The sequence below is a fragment of the Rudaea cellulosilytica DSM 22992 genome, assembly GCF_000378125.1.
Taxonomy (GTDB): Bacteria; Pseudomonadota; Gammaproteobacteria; order Xanthomonadales; family Rhodanobacteraceae; genus Rudaea; species Rudaea cellulosilytica.
On record NZ_KB899241.1, the window covers coordinates 1,856,995 to 1,873,998 of the forward strand.

At 62.5% G+C, this 17,004-nt stretch carries 14 protein-coding genes; 8 read left to right on the top strand and 6 right to left on the bottom strand.

Features of this window, described 5'->3' with window-relative positions:
- Position 1 precedes the first annotated feature (1 nt).
- The 3 genes from F455_RS0108245 (at position 2) to F455_RS0108255 (ending at position 5,066) form a co-directional block, all read left to right on the top strand.
- Entirely contained in the window at positions 2–1,906 is a 1,905-nt protein-coding gene (locus F455_RS0108245) for an alpha/beta hydrolase family protein (RefSeq protein ID WP_018972811.1), read from the top strand.
- 165 nt (positions 1,907–2,071) lie between these two features.
- Positions 2,072–4,498, top strand: coding sequence for a zinc-dependent metalloprotease (locus tag F455_RS0108250; protein ID WP_018972812.1), 2,427 nt, complete (start codon positions 2,072–2,074; stop codon positions 4,496–4,498).
- A gap of 10 nt (positions 4,499–4,508) precedes the next feature.
- Positions 4,509–5,066 carry a DUF3228 family protein gene (locus F455_RS0108255; protein WP_018972813.1) on the top strand — a complete coding sequence of 186 codons (558 nt, stop codon included), beginning with the start codon at positions 4,509–4,511 and terminating at the stop codon, positions 5,064–5,066.
- A 7-nt stretch (positions 5,067–5,073) separates the two neighbouring features.
- On the opposite strand, the gene hslO is transcribed toward F455_RS0108255, so the two are convergent.
- A complete protein-coding gene (hslO, locus tag F455_RS0108260; RefSeq protein WP_018972814.1) occupies positions 5,074–5,961 on the bottom strand; it encodes an Hsp33 family molecular chaperone HslO in 888 nt (295 codons plus the stop codon).
- Between the two features lie 254 nt (positions 5,962–6,215).
- On the opposite strand from hslO, the gene F455_RS0108265 reads away from it, so the two are divergent.
- The 3 genes from F455_RS0108265 (at position 6,216) to F455_RS0108275 (ending at position 8,947) form a co-directional block, all read left to right on the top strand.
- Complete coding sequence (locus F455_RS0108265; RefSeq protein ID WP_018972815.1) at positions 6,216–7,124, top strand: alpha/beta hydrolase; 909 nt, start codon at positions 6,216–6,218, stop codon at positions 7,122–7,124.
- A 190-nt stretch (positions 7,125–7,314) separates the two neighbouring features.
- Complete coding sequence (locus F455_RS0108270; RefSeq protein WP_018972816.1) at positions 7,315–7,794, top strand: VOC family protein; 480 nt, start codon at positions 7,315–7,317, stop codon at positions 7,792–7,794.
- Positions 7,795–7,948: 154 nt separating this feature from the next.
- Complete coding sequence (locus tag F455_RS0108275; protein ID WP_018972817.1) at positions 7,949–8,947, top strand: zinc-dependent alcohol dehydrogenase family protein; 999 nt, start codon at positions 7,949–7,951, stop codon at positions 8,945–8,947.
- A gap of 579 nt (positions 8,948–9,526) precedes the next feature.
- Here the strand turns inward: F455_RS0108275 and F455_RS0108280 are convergent.
- The 3 genes from F455_RS0108280 to F455_RS0108290 form a co-directional block, all read right to left on the bottom strand.
- Complete coding sequence (locus F455_RS0108280) at positions 9,527–11,110, bottom strand: Na+/H+ antiporter (RefSeq protein WP_026293194.1); 1,584 nt, start codon at positions 11,108–11,110, stop codon at positions 9,527–9,529.
- A 191-nt stretch (positions 11,111–11,301) separates the two neighbouring features.
- Entirely contained in the window at positions 11,302–12,321 is a 1,020-nt protein-coding gene (locus F455_RS20195; protein WP_018972819.1) for a TolB family protein, read from the bottom strand.
- A gap of 44 nt (positions 12,322–12,365) precedes the next feature.
- Positions 12,366–13,331 (bottom strand): TolB-like translocation protein, encoded by a 966-nt coding sequence (locus F455_RS0108290; RefSeq protein ID WP_018972820.1) that lies wholly within the window; start codon positions 13,329–13,331, stop codon positions 12,366–12,368.
- A 345-nt stretch (positions 13,332–13,676) separates the two neighbouring features.
- On the opposite strand from F455_RS0108290, the gene F455_RS21950 reads away from it, so the two are divergent.
- Positions 13,677–14,534 carry an SH3 domain-containing protein gene (locus F455_RS21950; RefSeq protein ID WP_018972821.1) on the top strand — a complete coding sequence of 286 codons (858 nt, stop codon included), beginning with the start codon at positions 13,677–13,679 and terminating at the stop codon, positions 14,532–14,534.
- 174 nt (positions 14,535–14,708) lie between these two features.
- Here F455_RS21950 and F455_RS23550 read toward each other — a convergent pair whose 3' ends face one another.
- Entirely contained in the window at positions 14,709–14,912 is a 204-nt protein-coding gene (locus F455_RS23550) for a hypothetical protein (protein WP_281167379.1), read from the bottom strand.
- Here F455_RS23550 and F455_RS0108305 point away from each other — a divergent pair.
- A complete protein-coding gene (locus F455_RS0108305; protein WP_018972823.1) occupies positions 14,896–16,347 on the top strand; it encodes an alpha-L-fucosidase in 1,452 nt (483 codons plus the stop codon). The genes F455_RS23550 and F455_RS0108305 overlap by 17 nt on opposite strands.
- A gap of 143 nt (positions 16,348–16,490) precedes the next feature.
- Here F455_RS0108305 and F455_RS0108310 read toward each other — a convergent pair whose 3' ends face one another.
- Entirely contained in the window at positions 16,491–16,874 is a 384-nt protein-coding gene (locus F455_RS0108310; RefSeq protein WP_018972824.1) for a hypothetical protein, read from the bottom strand.
- Positions 16,875–17,004 lie beyond the last annotated feature (130 nt).

Consider the following 17,004-nt stretch of genomic DNA (forward strand, 5'->3'; position numbering starts at 1 on the left):
AATGGCGCTGTTGCTCATGGTGTTCACGGTTCCGGCACAGGCGCAGGTGCCGGCCTTGAGGGATTTGGCCAAGCATGAGCAGTTTCGCGACGTAAAGATTTCGCCGGACGGGCAATATCTGGCGGTAACGGGTGTGGTCAAGGACAAGACAATACTTTCCTTGTTGCGCCTTGCCGATATGAGTGGAGTGAATCTGCGCCCGATCGAGCGCGACGAAGTGCAGGACTTCTGGTGGCTCGGATCCCACCGTATCGTCTACAACATGTCCGCGAAACTCTACGATGTCGACGGCATGGTTGCCAATGGCGAGTTACTCGCGGTAAATGCCGATGGTGGCAACAAGACGGTGCTGTACAGTTGGCGCCGTTCGGCCGGTATGCAGGGCTTTGCGGTAGTCGAAGGTCGCCTGGGCGGGAACGAAAAGCTGCTTGTCAATGTAAGGCCTTGGGGCAAGTGCGATCACGGGCCCTATCCGACCGCGCGGTCGCTTGCGGTGGACGGGAGCATGGAAACGCTTGCTACGGCTCCGATCTGCAATGCAAGTTTCGTTGCCGACAACGATGGTACGGTGCGCTTTGCCCATGCGACGGGGGACGATCTCAAGGCCAAGGTCTACTATCGCGCGAGTGCGTCGGCAGAATGGGAACTCCTGTTCGACGAGGGCGTGACGCATCGTATCGACACGCCGCTAAGGTTCACGCGCGACAATAAGAAGGTCTACTTCTCCTGCCCCGGTGAGCACAAGAAGGGCGGCGTTTGTTTGTGGAACGTCGCTGATCGCAGGATGGAGGTGCTCTGGAGCGGCAACGAGGCTGACGCGGACGAACTGCTCGACACCTTCGATGGGCGTGATGCTTATGCGATCGCCTCGATGCCGGGACGGCCCGCGCTGATCCTGGTCGACAAATCAGCACGAGAGTCGGAGATGATGCGCAATCTTGCGCAGGCGTTTACTGGACAGCATGTGAGTATCGGCAGCCACACGGACGACGGCAGCCACGCCGTGGTGTTCGTCGATAGCGACACGAATCCAGGCGAGTATTACCTTTACGACGTGGCGGCACACAAGCTGCGCTTTCTCGTCGCTAAATATCCCTGGCTTAAGCGTGAAACACTTTCGCCGATGGAGCCGGTCGAGTTCGCTGCGCGGGACGGCACGAGCTTGCACGGCTATCTGACGAGACCACAGCGCACAGCGCCGGGCAGGTTGCCGCTGGTTGTGTATGTCCACGGCGGCCCCTACGGAATCCGTGACCGCTGGAGTTACGATCCCTACGGCCAGGCACTCGCTTCGCGCGGATACGCAGTGCTGCAAGTCAATTTTCGCGGGTCGGGCGGCTACGGCGAGGAATTTCAAAACGCCGGTGCGCGTGAATGGGGTGGCAAGATGCAGGATGACGTCGCCGACGCGACGCGCTGGGCGATCGCGCAGGGAATTGCCGATCCGCAGCGTGTATGCATCTTCGGCGCGAGCTACGGCGGCTATGCTGCGCTCGAGGGAGTGGCCAAGGAGCCCGACCTCTATCGCTGTGCGATCGGCTATGTCGGTGTCTACGATTTGCCGATGATGTTCAAGCGTGGTGATATCCCCGAGAGCCGATTCGGCAAGAATTATCTCAAGTGGGCTCTTGGCGAAAACGAAGAAGAATTGCGTGTACGTTCGCCGGTCGCGCAGGCGGACAAGATCAAGGCCAAGGTGATGCTCGTTGTTGGAGGCAACGACGGACGCGTCCCCGAGGAACATGGAAAGGCCATGCGCGACGCGCTCAAGGCAAAAGGCGCGGAACCGGAATGGTTGTACGACCGCACCGAAGGCCATGGCTTTTATGCCGAGGAGCACGTCACCGAATTGTTCGAGCGCCTGCTTGGATTTCTCGACCGCGAGATTGGTCCAAACCATCGCTGACTCTTCGCCGACCACTTGCTTGAGGGCGATTCCGGAGGGCGTTCCCTTTTCTCAATCGCAGCAGGATGCATGATTTTCGGCCCATAGGCAGCGGCCTATGGGTCGGGCAGAATCATCCACATCCTTTCATTGCGGGAGCAGATCGTGGGGTGTAGCGGGAGAGTGATGGTTGCGATGCTGGGGTTGCTGATCGTTGCCGTGGTGAACGCGGCGCCTCAGCCGTCGGAAAGCAAAGCAGCAACGGATTTCGTAAGCGCGACGCAAGGTTTGCGGCACACGACCGGTTTCTTTGAAATCTATCGCGACGAAGCGAAAGGCCGCATCCTGCTCGGCGTACGCGAATTCGGCCAGCCGTTCCTGATGATGAGCTCGCTGCCGTGGGCACTCGGCTCGAACGATGTCGGTCTCGATCGCGGGCAGAGCAGCGAGTCGCATCTGGTCGAGTTCCGCCGCGTCGGCGCGCGCGTACTGCTGGTCGAGGACAACACGAAGTTTCGCGCCGTCTCGAACAACGCGGACGAGGCGCTCAGCGTGCGCCAGGCATTCGCCGAGTCGGTGTTGTGGGCGGGAGAAATTGTCTCTGAGCGCAAGGGCGGGAATGGTGAGGCGCTTGTCGATGTGAGTGCTTTGCTGACTTCTGATCGCCACGGCATCGCGCAGCGGCTGAACGAGACCAAGCAGGGCAAGTACGAGATCGACGACAAGCGCAGTGCGGTGTCGCTCGCCGATGCGAAAAGTTTTCCGGACAACACCGAACTCGAAGCGATGCTCACGTTCCGCGGTCCCGGCGAGGGCGCGTTCGTCAAGGACGTGGCGATGGACCCACAGAGCGTCAGCGTGCGCCAGCACCTGAGTTTCGTGCGCTTGCCTACGCCCGGTTATGCGCTGCGTGCCTATCACCCGGCCTCGGGCGGATTGAGCGTCGGCTGGTACGACTTCGCCCAGCCGCTTGCTTCGAGCATCGACCGTCGCGTGCAGCCGCGCTTCCGTCTCGACAAGGTCGACGCCGCCGGCCACGTGAAAAAGCCGATCGTGTTCTATCTTGACCGCGGCACGCCCGAGCCGGTGCGCTCGGCGCTGCTCGAAGGCGCGAACTGGTGGAAGACGGCGTTCGAAAAGGCCGGCTTCAAGGACGCCTACCGCGTCGAACTGCTGCCCGAAGGCGCCGATCCGATGGACGTGCGCTACAACCTCATCACCTGGGCGCATCGTTACACGCGCGGCTGGTCGTACGGCCAGCCGATCGTCGATCCGCGTACGGGTGAGATCATTCGCGGCAACGTCACGCTCGGCTCGCAGCGCGTGCGCCAGGACATCCTCATCGCCGAAAGCCTGCTTGCGCCGTACGACAAAGCCAACGCGGGCGAATTGAAGAACGAAGCCGAGCAGATGGCGCTTGCGCGCCTGCGCCAACTCGCGGCGCACGAGGTCGGGCACGCGCTCGGCTTCGCCCATAACTTCGCCGCGAGCCGGCTCGGCAACGGTTCGGTGATGGATTATCCGCATCCGCTGCTCGCGCTCGGCGCCGACGGAAAAATTTCGCTCGACCACGCCTACGGCATCGGCCTAGGCGCGTGGGACGACTTCATCATCGCCCACGCTTACGCGCAGTTCGCGCCGGGCGCCGAAGAATCGTCGCTGGCGAAGCTGCGTGCGGATATTGCCAAAGCCGGCTTCCACTACATCAGCGACCAGGACGCGCGCAGCCCGGGCGATGCGGAGCCCGACGGTTTGTTGTGGGATTCCGGCCCTGACACATTGAAAACGTTCGATGCGTTGCTGGCAGCGCGACAAAAGGCGCTCGCGAATTTTTCGCTCGGCGTGTTGCCGCCCGATCGCCAGGTCGGCGAACTCGAAGCGCGGCTTGTGCCGGTGTATCTGTTGCATCGCTACCAGGCCGAAGCGGTCGCGCGCCTGCTCGGTGGTGTCAGCTACACCTATTCGCAAGCGACCGATCGCCAGGCAGGCTCCACCCCCGTGCCGGCGCAGACCCAGCGCGATGCGCTCACGCGCCTCGTCGCGACGCTCGGTGCGGACGATCTCGCGCTGCCGGCGAACGTGCTCGACCTCGTCACGCCGCCGGGCGCGGACTACGCACGCAATCGCGAATACTTCGCGACGAAGACGGGGCCGACATTCGATCCGCTCGGTGCAGTCGAAGCGGCTGCTGCGCAGACGACGCTGTTCCTGTTTGCGCCCGAACGCCTCAACCGTCTCGCCTGGCAGCATGCGCGCGATGCGAAGCAGCCTGGCGTCGGCGACGTGCTCGATGCGGTGTTCCGCGGCACGTGGCAGCAGACCACGCACGACGGCTCCGCGCCGGCTGCCGTGGCCGTGCAGACCGCGGCGAATTGGGTCGTGCTCGACACGCTGCTGCACGCACTCGACGACGGCAAGCTGCATGCGCAGGTCGATGCCGACGTGCGCGCAGCGCTGCAGCAATGGCAGGCGTGGCTTTCAAAGCAGGGCGGCAGCGAGGCAGTTGCCGCGAACCGTGCGTCGGCCGCCGAGACGATCCGCAAGTATCTCGCCGATCCGAAATCGGTGAAGCTGCGGCCGTTGCCGGCGATTCCGCCCGGCGCGCCGATCTGAGCCGCGCGGTATGTCGATCTTTCTCACGCCATTTGCACGCGCGCGCCTGTTCCCGAAGGAGCGTCGCCGCAACACGATCCAGGACTGCACGCCAGAAGAGTTCGAGCGCCATCTCAACGAGCACGCGCCGCTCAAAGTGCTCGACGGTTACGCACCGTTCTGCAAACTGCATGTGCATCGCAACTGGACGTCAACGCGCTGCCTGACCGTGCCGATCGGCGACGACAATCGTCATCTGCTGCGCTCGGGTTACGAGGCGCGCACGAAGGACGAATTGGCGGTACTCGTGCGCTGGTTCGAAGGCGTCGAAGCGCCGGTCGCGAACTGGCTCGTCGTCATCCTCTACGGCCGCGAGCAACTGGCCAAGGAGGGCTCGCCGATCGACGCCGACTGGGGCGTCGTCGGCTGCCTGTACACGATGGAACCCGAGGAAATTCCGATGGCGCCGATCACGATGATGCGCAATGCGCTCGGCGTCGAAGAAGGCGGTTCGGGCGTGTCGCTCGATCGCGAGGCGTATCGGCGCAGCGTGGAGTTCTGGGAGTGCAACGCGAACTGGCGCCCGTAGCTTCGATTCAATGCCGCGTCGGTACCGCATCGACCGGCGGTTCGTCGGCGAACAGTTCGTTGATCTCGGCCTCGTCGAACACGTAGTGGCGATTGCAGAACTCGCAGGTGACCTGCACCGAGCCTTGCTCGGCGAGCACGGCATCGTTTTCCGCGCGGCCGAGCGTGCGCAGCATTGTGCCGACGCGCTCGCGCGAGCAGGTGCAGCCGAACGCGAGCGCCTGCGCGGGTTGCAGGCGCACCTCTTCCTCGTGGAACAGGCGCCGCAATACCTCTTGCGGCGGCAGGTCAAGCAGTTCGTCCTGCCCCAGAGTAGCGAGCAGGTGTTCGGCGCGGTTCCAACCGTCCGCATCGGCGACGGCAGCATTTCCACCGGTCGTGGCGACCTGTTGCAGCATCAAGCCGGCGCAGCGCTCTGCGTTGGCGGCAAGGACAAGTCGCGTCGGCAACTGTTCCGAGCGCTGAAAATACCCCTCGAAGGCAGCGGCGAGATCGCCATGCTCGACCGGTACCAGCCCCTGGTAGCGCGTATCGGTCACCGAGTTCTCGATCGTGATCGCGAGGCGCGCATCGGTTTCGAGCGACACGCGCGATTGCGGTTGCTCGCCGTCCCAGCGCGCGATGCCGCGCAGCTGGCCGTCGTGCGTACAGTCGGCGAACAGCAAGCGCAGCGCGCCGCTTTCGCGCAGATGGATGGAAAGCCGTCCTTCGAACTTGATCGGGCTCGTGAACAGCGCGCTCGCGGCCACGGTCTGGCCGAGCAGTTCGGCGAGCGGGCGGCTGTAATCGCCGTTGGCGCGGATGCGTTGCCAGGCCTCGTCGAGGCGCACGATGGCGCCGCGCACACCGGCGCGTTCGAGTTGGAAGCGGTGCAGGGAATTGTCGGTCGTCGTCATGACTTGCGGTGTCGAATCGTTGGGGTCGGAAAGCGGCTGGTTGTCGCGCAGGACGCCAGTTTATGCGGGCAGACATGGGACGATGCAAGAGCCGGCGCGTGCGATCGTTGTCAGAAAATTTCCCTCGCCCGCGCCTGGCCCGGGCCGAACCGCGCAAGAAGATGAGGCAGGATGGCCGGCGACAGCGGTTCGAAACGGGAGAAGACTGCTTGAAACGAATTGAGGGGTTTTTCTGCCGGGCCGCCGCGCTGGCGATGCTGCTGGCGCAAACAGGCTGGGCAAACGAGTGGTCACCGCCCGCGGATATCGAACAAATCCCGCTGTGGCCGCGCACGCCGCCAAATGCGCAACCCGTACCGGGGCCGGAATATGCGCTGACCAAGACGAGCCCCGACCCCAAGTTTGCCGGCAAGCCGGTGACCGGGGTGTACAACGTCTCACAACCGACGCTGTCGGTATTCCCCGCCAAGGGAAACAACACCGGTGCGGCGGTCGTGGTGTTTCCGGGCGGCGGCTATCAAATGCTCGCGATCGACTTCGAAGGTACCGAAGTCTGCGACTGGATCACGGCGAAGGGCGTCACCTGCATTGTGCTCAAGTATCGCGTGCCCGGCGGCGGCCCTTACGGCCTGAAGATGCCGCATGTGCCGATGGCGCTGCAGGATGCGCAACGCACGATCGGCCTGCTGCGCGAGCGCGGCGGCAAATGGGGCATCGATCCGCACAAGATCGGCGTGCTCGGATTTTCCGCCGGCGGCCATCTCGTCGCCTGGGTCAGCAACGAGGCCAAGCGCAGCTATGCTCCCGTCGATGCCGCCGACAAGCAGAGCAGCCGCCCGGATTTCGCCGTGGTGCTCTATCCCGGTCACATCTGGGACTATGAGGATAACCATTACGAGACACCGGCAAACGGCCTGCGCGTTAGCAAAGACGCGCCGCCGACCTTCATCGTGCAGGCGCAGGACGATCCCTTCGACAACATCCACGAATCGGCCACCTACTATCTCGCCCTGGTGAAAGCCAAGGTGCCGGTGGAGATGCATGTCTACGCGCACGGCGGCCACGCGTTCGGCCTGCGCCGTACCGAGCAGCCGATCACGCAATGGCCGGCGCTGGCCGAAACGTGGCTGCAGAGGATCGGGATGTTGCCGAAGCAGCCGTAGCGGGTCGCAATCTTTCAATCATCAGCGCGGTCGCGATTCCCGTATGGAAGCGCGCATCGCACCTCGATCGTCGAAAAAATTCCGCAGATGTCGATTTCCGCAAACACCGCTCGTCGTTTCGATGCAAGGCCGATGAGGCAGGGCTCGAACCGACCGATTGCACATACCCATCACAAGCAGGAGAACGAACATGATCCCCAAGAACACGATTTGCATCTGGTACGACGGCACTGCCCTGGAAGCCGCACAGTTCTACGCGAAGACGTTTCCGGACAGCGCGGTCGGTGCCATTCATCGCGCACCGGGCGACTATCCCGCGGGCAAGCAGGGCGATGTGCTGACGGTCGAGTTCACCGTCGCCGGCATTCCCTGTCTCGGCCTCAACGGCGGCCCGGGAATCAACCACAGCGAGGCATTCTCGTTCCAGATCGCGACCGACGACCAGGCCGAAACCGATCGCCTGTGGAATGCGATCGTCGGCAACGGTGGCAAGGAAAGCGCCTGCGGCTGGTGCAAGGACAAGTGGGGCATATCGTGGCAGATCACGCCGCGTGTCCTCACCGAAGCCTTCACCGGCTCGGATCGCGCGGCGGCCAAGCGCGCATTCGAGGCGATGATGAAGATGGGGAAGATCGATGTCGCTGCGATCGAGGCAGCGCGGCGGGGCTGAGCTTGCAGGCTGCACACGACAAGCACACGAACGGGATTGTTGCCGAAGTAGCGGCACGGCATCGTCGAACGGTCTAGAATTCCTGCGAACTTGCGCGTTCTCGCCGGCGATCCATGCCGGCACCGACACTGTCGCGACACTCCCGGGAGCTCACATGACTACCTGGCTCAAAGCGCAATACACCCGGCGCGATCCCGATCCGCAATCCGTCATCGAGGCCGTGCCATTCGAGCGCCCCGTGCTTGCGCCAGGCCAGGCGCTGGTCGCGGTGCTCGCCGCGCCGATCAATCCGAGCGATGTGCTGACACTGACCGGCGAGTACGGCATCCTGCCACCGCTACCGGCCGTCGGCGGCAACGAAGGCGTGGGTCGCGTCGTGGAACTGGGCCCGGATACGCAAGGTCCTGCCGTGGGCCAGACCGTATTGCTGCCGGCCGGCATCGGTACCTGGGCCAGCCACGTCCTCGCGCCGGTCGCGAAACTCGTTCCATTGCCGAATGGCGCCGATCCGCAGCAGCTCGCGATGCTCACGGTGAATCCGCCGACGGCGTCGCTCCTGCTCGGCAATTTCGTCGATCTCAAACCCGGCGACTGGGTAGTGCAGAACGCCGCAAACTCCGGCGTCGGCAGCTATCTCGTGCAGCTCGCCAGGCAGCGCGGCCTGAAGACGGTGAACATCGTGCGGCGTGAGTCTGCCGTGGCCGGCGTCGAGACGCTGGGCGCCGATGTCGTGCTTGTCGATGGCGAGGATCTCGCCGCTCGCGTCAAGGCCGTAACGCACGGCGCGTCGATCAAACTCGGCGTCGACTCGGTCGGCGGCAGCGCCACGCTGCGCCTCGCGGCGTGCCTCGGCGAGGGCAGCATCGTCGTGAACTACGGCGCGTTGAGCGGGGATGCGTGCAAGGTGTCGCCGCGCGAACTCGTATTCCGCGACATCACGCTCAAGGGTTTCTGGCTCGCGCGTTGGTTCCGCATCACGCCTGCGGCGCAACAGCATGCGCTGCTCGCCGAACTCGCCGGCCTTATCGCTGCGGGCAAGTTGAAGGCTCCGATCCAGGCCACCTATGACCTGATGCAAATCAAGCAGGCCGTGGCCGCTGCGGCAGCGGGTGAGCGCCAAGGCAAGATCATGATCGTGCCCAGGCACGAGTGAGCGTGCGGGCACGGCTCGATTGAAGGGTGCGCCGAGGCATCGATACTCGAGAATTGTCGCCGCGCGCTCATCCGCACCGACACATTTGCCGATCAAATTACGTCCGATCTCAGAAGAGCTCATTTTTCCGAGAAGGTACCCATCGATGCGCATGCTCGCCCTATCGACTGTCGCGGCCTGTTTGTCGCTCACCGGCTGCATATTTGGTTACATCGCACCCGCGCCTGACGGCTTTCGGGGCGATTTCGTGCTGAAAGACGATGCGCAACTGACGTCCTGCAGTTTGGGGCCGGGCATGTGGAGCGGCTCCACGCCAGGAACTTGCATAGGATTCGGCTGCAGCGAAAACTGCATATCTGTTCCCGCCGGGACGCCAGTCAGAGTTTTGCATACGTTTGTCCACGCCGACGGTATCGAAGACGTATCAATACGCGTAGGCGAGGGCTCAGGTGCGAGGGTTGCGCACCTGTACGGGACATGGGGCGGATTCAAGGAGCATCTCGCTCGTCGCTGAATTGAAACTCCGTCCGATCGGAGTAGCCGACGTAGACCGGTCCTGATCCGCACCGCAACGCGGTCTCATTCCCCGCGCTGCAGGATGACGCCCATCTCTTCCACGTCGAGATCGCGCTCGAGTTCGTGCAGGACTTCGTCTTCGATCAATCCGGCGCGATGGATGCGGATCAGTTCGGCGCGACCGGCGGCAATGCTGATCAGCACCACGTCGAAATGCGTCTGGATGCCCGACATGAACTTGTCCGCGTCCGCTGCGTAGCGCTCGGTGATTTCCAGGCGCCTGCGGTACTCCGCAAGCAACTGCGGATGGATCAGCGTTCCGTCCGCTGCGTAGGCATTCGCCTCCACTGCTGCAGCGCGGGCGCGGGCGATCGCGGCTTCCGAAGCAGGCAGGCTCATTTTCGCCGGCGGGTCGGCGTCGACGGGTCGTACGCGCCGGATCAGCCAACCCAGGCTCGTGCCCTGGATCACCACGGTGGCGAAGATCACGGCGAACGCAGTTACGAGCATCAGGTCGCGACCCGGCATAGCCTCTGGCAGCGTGAGCGCGACCGCGAGCGTGACGACGCCGCGCATGCCGGCCCAGCTCAACACGGTTGCCTGGCGCATGCCGAGCGGCCGCGCGCGTTTCAGCCCCACGCCGCGCAGCAGGGTGAGCAGGCCGTCGACGCCGAACACCCAGATGAAGCGCGCGACCACGATTGCGAGCACGACACCGAAGATCGGAATGGTCATCGTCGTCGTGACCGCGCCGATCCCGCCGACGCGATCGAGCACGCCGCGCAACGAGAAGCCGATCAGGATGAAGACCAGCGCTTCGAGCACGAACACCATCGTGCGCCAGAACGAGCTGCCGCGCAGCCGCACGCGTGCCGGCAGGATCACATGCTGATACCAGCCGAGCACGAGCCCGGCGACGACCGTGGCGATCACGCCGGAAACATGCACGGACTCGCCGGCGATGTACGCAGCCCAGCACATGAGCGTGTTGGCCATGATGATCAGCGTCTGCTCGCCGAGGCGTTTGACCACGAAGATCCAGGTCGCGGAAACGGCGAGGCCGACCGCGATTCCGCCAAGGGCAAGGAATAGAAAATTCGACACGGCCGCGCCGGCATCGAACAAGCCGCTCATCGTCGCCGCGACGGCGAAGCGGAACAGCACGAGGCCGGTCGCATCGTTGAGCAGGCTTTCGCCTTCGACCAGCGCCGACAGCCGGCGCGGCAGCTTCACGCCTTCGAGCACCGCGCGCGCCGACACCGCATCGGGTGGCGAGACGATCGCGCCGAGTGCGAAACACGCAGCCCACGGCAGATTCGGCACGAGCCAATGCGTGACCACGCCCACCGCGAACGTAGTGAACACGACGGCGCCGATCGCAAGCGAGAGGATACCCGGCAGATGCCGCCGAAAACGGCCGAACGCGGTGAAATACGCGCCGTCCATCAGCAGCGGCGGCAGGAACAACACCAGTGTCAACTCGGGATCGAGCGCCAGCGGCGGCAGACTCGGCACGAAGGCCAGCGCGCCGCCGCCGACGAGCAAGGCGGTCGCAGGCGGCAGGCCAATGCGCCGCGCCGCCCAATGCAGGGCGACGACGACGGCGAGAAGAATAAGCAGGAGCTCGAAGGTTTCGACGGGAGGCATCGGCGTGAGAGTACCGTTTTTTGCGCCGGATTCAACGCGCGAGTATGCGGCCGGCGGCAGCTTGCATGGCATTTTGCAAATCAAGCGTTTGCAACAAAACTGGGTTCAACAAAACTGAGGTCAGAGTCACTTTCGATTTAGCCAAAAGAAAGGGCGCCTCGCGGCGCCCGTTTCTTTGGCAACATGAAGTCTCAATACTTTGGGGCGCGAGCGTTGAGCGACTGCGATCCGGAATGCGCGTCGATCCACGGTTTGAGCGGTACCGTCCAAATGTTGTAGTTGCCGTTGTCCCAGCTTTGCAGCCGGGCGAGATCGGCTTTGGCCTGCTCCGGGCTGCGGGGAAAGGCGATAGGCAGAGTGCGTTCGCTGCTGAAATACAGCGTTTTCAAATCGGGGCTCAATCGAGGTTCGGCATCGGAGCCGGGGCTGTTGACCGTGTCGCCCATCCAAATGGGTTCGCCCCAGGCGCCGTTTTGTTTGAAGACGATAAACAGGTCCATGCTTCGTTTAGGAACGCGTCCGGAGCCAAACACCATGAAGGATTCGTCCGGGGCGACGGCGGGATCGACGTCGGAGTACTGGCCGTCGCTGAACGACGGAGGCACCGGTGCGGAGAACACGCCGTCGCGATATTGCGAACGATAGAGTTGGAAATGATTCGTCTGTGTATTCCAGGACATGAAATAGAGGCTGCCGTCGGCGACCACGCTGGGCGCAAAGATCGTTGTATTGAAATTCACGACGGCCGATAAATGCTCCGGTGGGTTCCAGCCGGAATCGGTGCGTCGAATTCTCCACAGATTTCCGCCGATGTGCTCGTTGCCTTGAAAGTACGATTTGATCGCCTTTCCGCCGCTCTGCACGGGGCGATCGGAGATGAAGATGAGGGATTTGCCGTCCGGTGCCATGGTGGGTTCCATGTCGTTCCACTGCCCGGAGAAAGGCGCAATTTCGGGTTGCGACCAGCCTTCACTCGCGCGATGCGAAACCAATATCGTCGACTGCACCGCGCTGCTGCGCTGAAAGTACACGGTGTTGCCGTCGCGCGTGAAAGCGGGCGCGGCTTCGTGCGCCGCCGTCGATATGACGCCGGGTGCAAAAATTTCCGGAGCCGGAGAAATCACCTGCGCCGCCGGCGCGTGCGACGCTGACAAAACCAGCAGCAGTGCAAGAAGCTGGCGTTGCTGTGCAATTTCGAAACGACCGATCATAAGAATTTCGATTTGGTTGCGGAGGTTTTGTTCGCAGCCTAGGATCACTGCGCATGATGGGCGTCGAGCACCGACGCCAGCGACACATACCAGATGTTGTCGGCCCCGTTGTCCCAGGTTTGCCAGCGCACCAGGTCGTCTTGCATCTGCTGCGGCGTGCGCGGCCAGCTCACTTTGCTGCGCCGGTCCGAGGTGAAATACAGGCTGCGTCCGTCGGGACCCAGATGTGCGCCCCAAGGATTGTTCTTGCTGCCGACGACATCGCTCAGATCGATCGGCGGGCCCCAATGGTCGGCCTGTCGAAATGCGATGAATAGCCGGTCGGGGCTGCTCTTCGCCGCGAGGTTGGAATCGAACACGATGAAGGATTCGTCCGGAGCGACGGCAGGATCGAGCTCATGCGTGCCGCCGTCACCCAACGCGACGCGCGTGGGGGCGAGATATTCGCCGGCCTGGTATTGCGATCGCCAGAGATGAAACTCGCCGCTGGTTTCGTCGGCTTTCTGAAAATACACGCTGCCGTCGCGGACGACGCTGGGCGAATAGATGCGGGGGTTGTTGTTGACGACATCGGGCAAGCGCACCGGCGTGCTCCAGCCGTTGCCCTTGCGATCCACGCGCCAGAGGTTGCCGCTGACGCTCGGTGCGGATTTTCCATCGGGGGCGCCGCCTTCCGTCGCCGGTCGATTCGACGTGAAGATCAGAAATGAGCCGTCCGGTGCCATGGAGGGATCGTGATCGCCCCAACGCCCTGAAAACGGAGCGATCTGCGGCGTCGACCATTTTCCGTTCTGCTTGTGCGAAACCAGAATCACGATGCCCGATCCGCCGCGATCGAAAAATACGGTGTCGCCATCCGGGGAAAAGGTCGCGCAATCCTCGTTGGCAGGGCCTGAAATCACGCCAGGCGCGAATACTTCCGCGGTGCTCGGAGCACTCGTTTGCACGGCGCGGACGTGCATGCAGGACAGCATTGCCGCGACGAGCGCGCACGATTTGTACAAATTCATAGGCTTCGCAATTGATTGCATGAGGCTCGCAGGAGGGTTTCAGGGCAGGGCGGCTGTTCGCCGAAATGGCTGCGAGCATGTTAGTGGGTCTTGCACTTTTCCCTGTTTCGCTTCGACGCGGATTTCGCACGTTCCGGCGCTCGCGCTATTTCAATTTTGTCTCTGTTGCGCGAAACCATATTGAAACGCGCTCTCCGCGTTCACTGGCAGGTCGGTAATGACAGGGAAATGCACTTTGTTGCGTTTCTATGAGTTCGCTTAAATTCATTTTGGCCGCCCGAGGTCACCTTGCTTTCAGTCGAGGCGGCGTAAACCAATAACGTCTTCCGCAAAAAGGAGAACGTTATGAAAACGTTGACTGCATTCTTCGCGGCCACAGCCTTGGCGGCATCCGCACAGGCCTACGCTGCGGAAGGTTTCATCGTCGCCGACATCACCTTGCAGTCCGGACCGGATGACGAATATCCGCCCGTCGATCAGCTCGCCGCCGGTACGCCGGTGAACATCGAAGGTTGTCTCGAAGGCTGGACGTGGTGCGATGTGGACGTCGGCGACCTTCGCGGTTGGGTGCCGGGCACTTACATCGAACAGAGCTATGGTGGCCGCTGGGTATACATCACCGACTACGGTCCGCGTATCGGATTGCCCGTTGTCGTGTTTTCACTGAACACGTACTGGGGTGCGCACTACAGCAGTCGCCCGTGGTTTGGCGAACGCGAGCGCTGGGCCTCGCGCCAGATTCGCCCGCGCATGCCGACGCGGCCGCAGGGCGAAGCGCATGCTCCACCGCAGCGAGCGATGCAGCAGACGACACGGCCGATGCAGGTCGCCCCACAACGGCAGACGCAACAGACGACGCAGCCCGAAAATTCTCAACATCGCGCCCCGGCGCTGCAAGCAAATCCGAACGTGGCTCCGCGAGCCGAAACCCGACCCACCGATCGGGAGCGGCCGCACGAAACAAGATCCCCGCAGCCACAGAACAACAACCTGGCGCCGCCGCCTCGCCCCGAACGCGAACGTGCGGGTCCTGCCAAGCCAACTACGGAGCCCGCGAATCATCCGCAGCAGACGCAGCCGAAGTCGGCGAATCCGGAGCGGCCCAGGACCGAGAGCAAACCCAAGCCCGAACCGAAACAGCCGGTCAAAAAAGACAACCAGGACCACCGCGATGAAAACAACGGGCACGATGCCGAAATATAGTTCGCGGTTGATCGCGCTTTTCAAATAGAGATGGTCGAAGAGGAGTGCGTGGCATTTGCGCCAGCGGTTTTCGCCGCTGGCGCAATTTGATCGGTTTGTAGGGCGATGTCCCGGCGGTCGAGTTCACGGTCATAAGCATCCCTGTCTCGGACTCGGTGGATCCACGTTGCGTTCTTATTCCAGGTAGCCACCGGCGATCAGGCCGGTCCCGATCGCGCCGCGGCCAAGCGCGCGTTCGATGCGATGATGGAGATGACCAAGATCGATATCGCGAGGATCGAAGCGGCGCTGCGCGGTTGACGCTGCGCCTTCCAGATCACCAGCTCGACGGAGTGTTGTTTCATCGAGTAGAATTTTCATTATGAAATTGTCATTCATATATGAAAATTTTGCCCACCTGCTTCTTGCTTTCTGCGCGCTTGCCGCAGCGCATGGCGTCGCCCAGGAATCCGGAAACTATGTCAGCGAGACCGATCCGCTGGTCGTGAAGAAGCTCGCCGACTGGCAGGACTGGAAATTCGGTTTCCTCGTCCACTGGGGACCTTACAGTCAGTGGGGCGTGGTCGAGTCCTGGTCGATCTGTTCGGAAGACGTGCCGTGGTGCACTCGCCCCGCGGGCATTTCGTATGTCGACTACAAGAAGAAATACGAGGCATTGCCGACGACGTTCAATCCGCTGCGATTCGACCCCGACGCCTGGGCGCGCGCCGCGAAGGACGCTGGCATGAAATACGTCGTGTTCACCACCAAGCATCACGACGGCTTCACGATGTACGACACGAAGGAAACCGACTACCGCATCACCGCGCCGGACGTGCCATTCCACAACAATCCGCGCGCGAACATTGCCAAGGAAGTGTTCGCTGCGTTCCGCAAGCAGGGATTCGGCATCGGCGCTTATTTCTCCAAGCCTGATTGGCACAATCCCGATTACTGGGCACCGGAATGGGCGACGCCGGATCGCAACGTCAACTACGACACGCGCACGCATCCGGACCGTTGGCAGAAGTTCGTCGCCTTCGTACACCGGCAGATCGGCGAGATCACCTCGACCTTGGGGTCGATCGATGTGCTTTGGCTCGACGGCGGATGGGTCAACCCGCAGGAACACCCGCACGCCGTGCCGGGGTCGGGCGAAGTGCCGTGGCCCCAGGATGTCGACATGGCCGGTATCGCCGCGTTGGCGCGCAAGAATCAGCCCGGGCTGATCGTGGTCGATCGCGCCGTGGGCGGAAGATACGAGAACTACCGCACTCCGGAGCAGAAGATTCCGGAAGCGCCGCTGCCCTATCCGTGGGAAACCTGCATGACGATGGGCGATTCCTGGTCGTACAAGCCCAACGACAAATACAAGTCCTCACGCGAACTCGTGCACAAGCTCGTCGATGTGGTCTCCAAGGGTGGCAATTTTCTGCTCAATGTCGGTCCCGACGCGAACGGAGACCTGCCCGAAGAAGCGCTCACTCGCATGCGCGAAATCGGCGCATGGATGCACGTGAATTCCGCAGCCATCTATGCATCGCGGCCGTTGGCGCCATACGCCGACGGCCATTGGCGTTACACACGACTACGCGATGGTTCGGCGTACGCGATTTATCTCGCCGATGCGGATGAAGACAAGTTGCCACAACAATTGACGCTGAAAGGACCCGCCCCGAGGAATGGAGCCAAACTCCAATTGCTCGGCTACCCGGAAGCGTTGCACTGGCGGCGCGGAGACGAAGGCGTAACCGTCGTCGAAATTCCGGATGCCGCGCGGAAAACTTTGTCTGGCGCTTATGCGTGGACGATACGCCTCGCAGCGGTGCGATGAAATAGCGGCGCGGGCGGTGCGAATTTCGGAACCGGGGCCGAAACGCTTCCATTCCGTGCATACAAAACGGGCGCCTCTCGGCGCCCGTTTCGTTTCCTTCTTTGACCCGTTTCCGGGTGACGTAAGACTCACTTCAGAGGCGACTACCGGTCGTCGTCATCGTGGTGATGCTTGAAGTGGCGAACGACCCAATCATGACGCTCGTACGGGCGCTCCGTGTCCAGCTCGACCGTCACACCGCCACTGCGGATATACGCCTCATCTTCGGGCGGCAACACTCTGCCTGAGCGCCAGCTGCCGTTGGACAGCCAATAGTAGGTTCGCGTGTCCGGCGCGAAATAGATGTCGTGATCGGCGTAGTACATATACCGATGCTTGGTCGTCGTGGTCGTGACCACACCGTCATCGGTTCTGCGTTCGACCGTGGTTGTTTGATCGACCGGCGGCGGCTGCGCCAACGCGGGCAGACCAGCGCCGAGTGCTATCGCCAGTGCGGAAATCTTCAGAACGTTTCGATGAATGCTCATGGCGTTCTCCTCGTAGGGTTCGCCGTCGCAACAAGCACGGCAGCAAACGGGAATTCGCCGGGGATGGAAAATCGTATGTCGCCAGCCTCGACGACAGTCCTGCAATTGGCATGGGGGATTCAAAATGCGC

Bases quoted from the DNA above. Each gene is read 5' to 3' on its own strand.
- F455_RS0108245 (WP_018972811.1), top strand. From the start codon at position 2: ATGGCGCTGTTGCTCATGGTGTTCACGGTTCCGGCACAGGCGCAGGTG.
- F455_RS0108250 (WP_018972812.1), top strand. From the start codon at position 2,072: ATGGTTGCGATGCTGGGGTTGCTGATCGTTGCCGTGGTGAACGCGGCG.
- F455_RS0108255 (WP_018972813.1), top strand. From the start codon at position 4,509: ATGTCGATCTTTCTCACGCCATTTGCACGCGCGCGCCTGTTCCCGAAG.
- hslO (WP_018972814.1), bottom strand. From the start codon at position 5,961: ATGACGACGACCGACAATTCCCTGCACCGCTTCCAACTCGAACGCGCC.
- F455_RS0108265 (WP_018972815.1), top strand. From the start codon at position 6,216: ATGCTGCTGGCGCAAACAGGCTGGGCAAACGAGTGGTCACCGCCCGCG.
- F455_RS0108270 (WP_018972816.1), top strand. From the start codon at position 7,315: ATGATCCCCAAGAACACGATTTGCATCTGGTACGACGGCACTGCCCTG.
- F455_RS0108275 (WP_018972817.1), top strand. From the start codon at position 7,949: ATGACTACCTGGCTCAAAGCGCAATACACCCGGCGCGATCCCGATCCG.
- F455_RS0108280 (WP_026293194.1), bottom strand. From the start codon at position 11,110: ATGCCTCCCGTCGAAACCTTCGAGCTCCTGCTTATTCTTCTCGCCGTC.
- F455_RS20195 (WP_018972819.1), bottom strand. From the start codon at position 12,321: ATGATCGGTCGTTTCGAAATTGCACAGCAACGCCAGCTTCTTGCACTG.
- F455_RS0108290 (WP_018972820.1), bottom strand. From the start codon at position 13,331: ATGAATTTGTACAAATCGTGCGCGCTCGTCGCGGCAATGCTGTCCTGC.
- F455_RS21950 (WP_018972821.1), top strand. From the start codon at position 13,677: ATGAAAACGTTGACTGCATTCTTCGCGGCCACAGCCTTGGCGGCATCC.
- F455_RS0108305 (WP_018972823.1), top strand. From the start codon at position 14,896: ATGAAATTGTCATTCATATATGAAAATTTTGCCCACCTGCTTCTTGCT.
- F455_RS23550 (WP_281167379.1), bottom strand. From the start codon at position 14,912: ATGAATGACAATTTCATAATGAAAATTCTACTCGATGAAACAACACTC.
- F455_RS0108310 (WP_018972824.1), bottom strand. From the start codon at position 16,874: ATGAGCATTCATCGAAACGTTCTGAAGATTTCCGCACTGGCGATAGCA.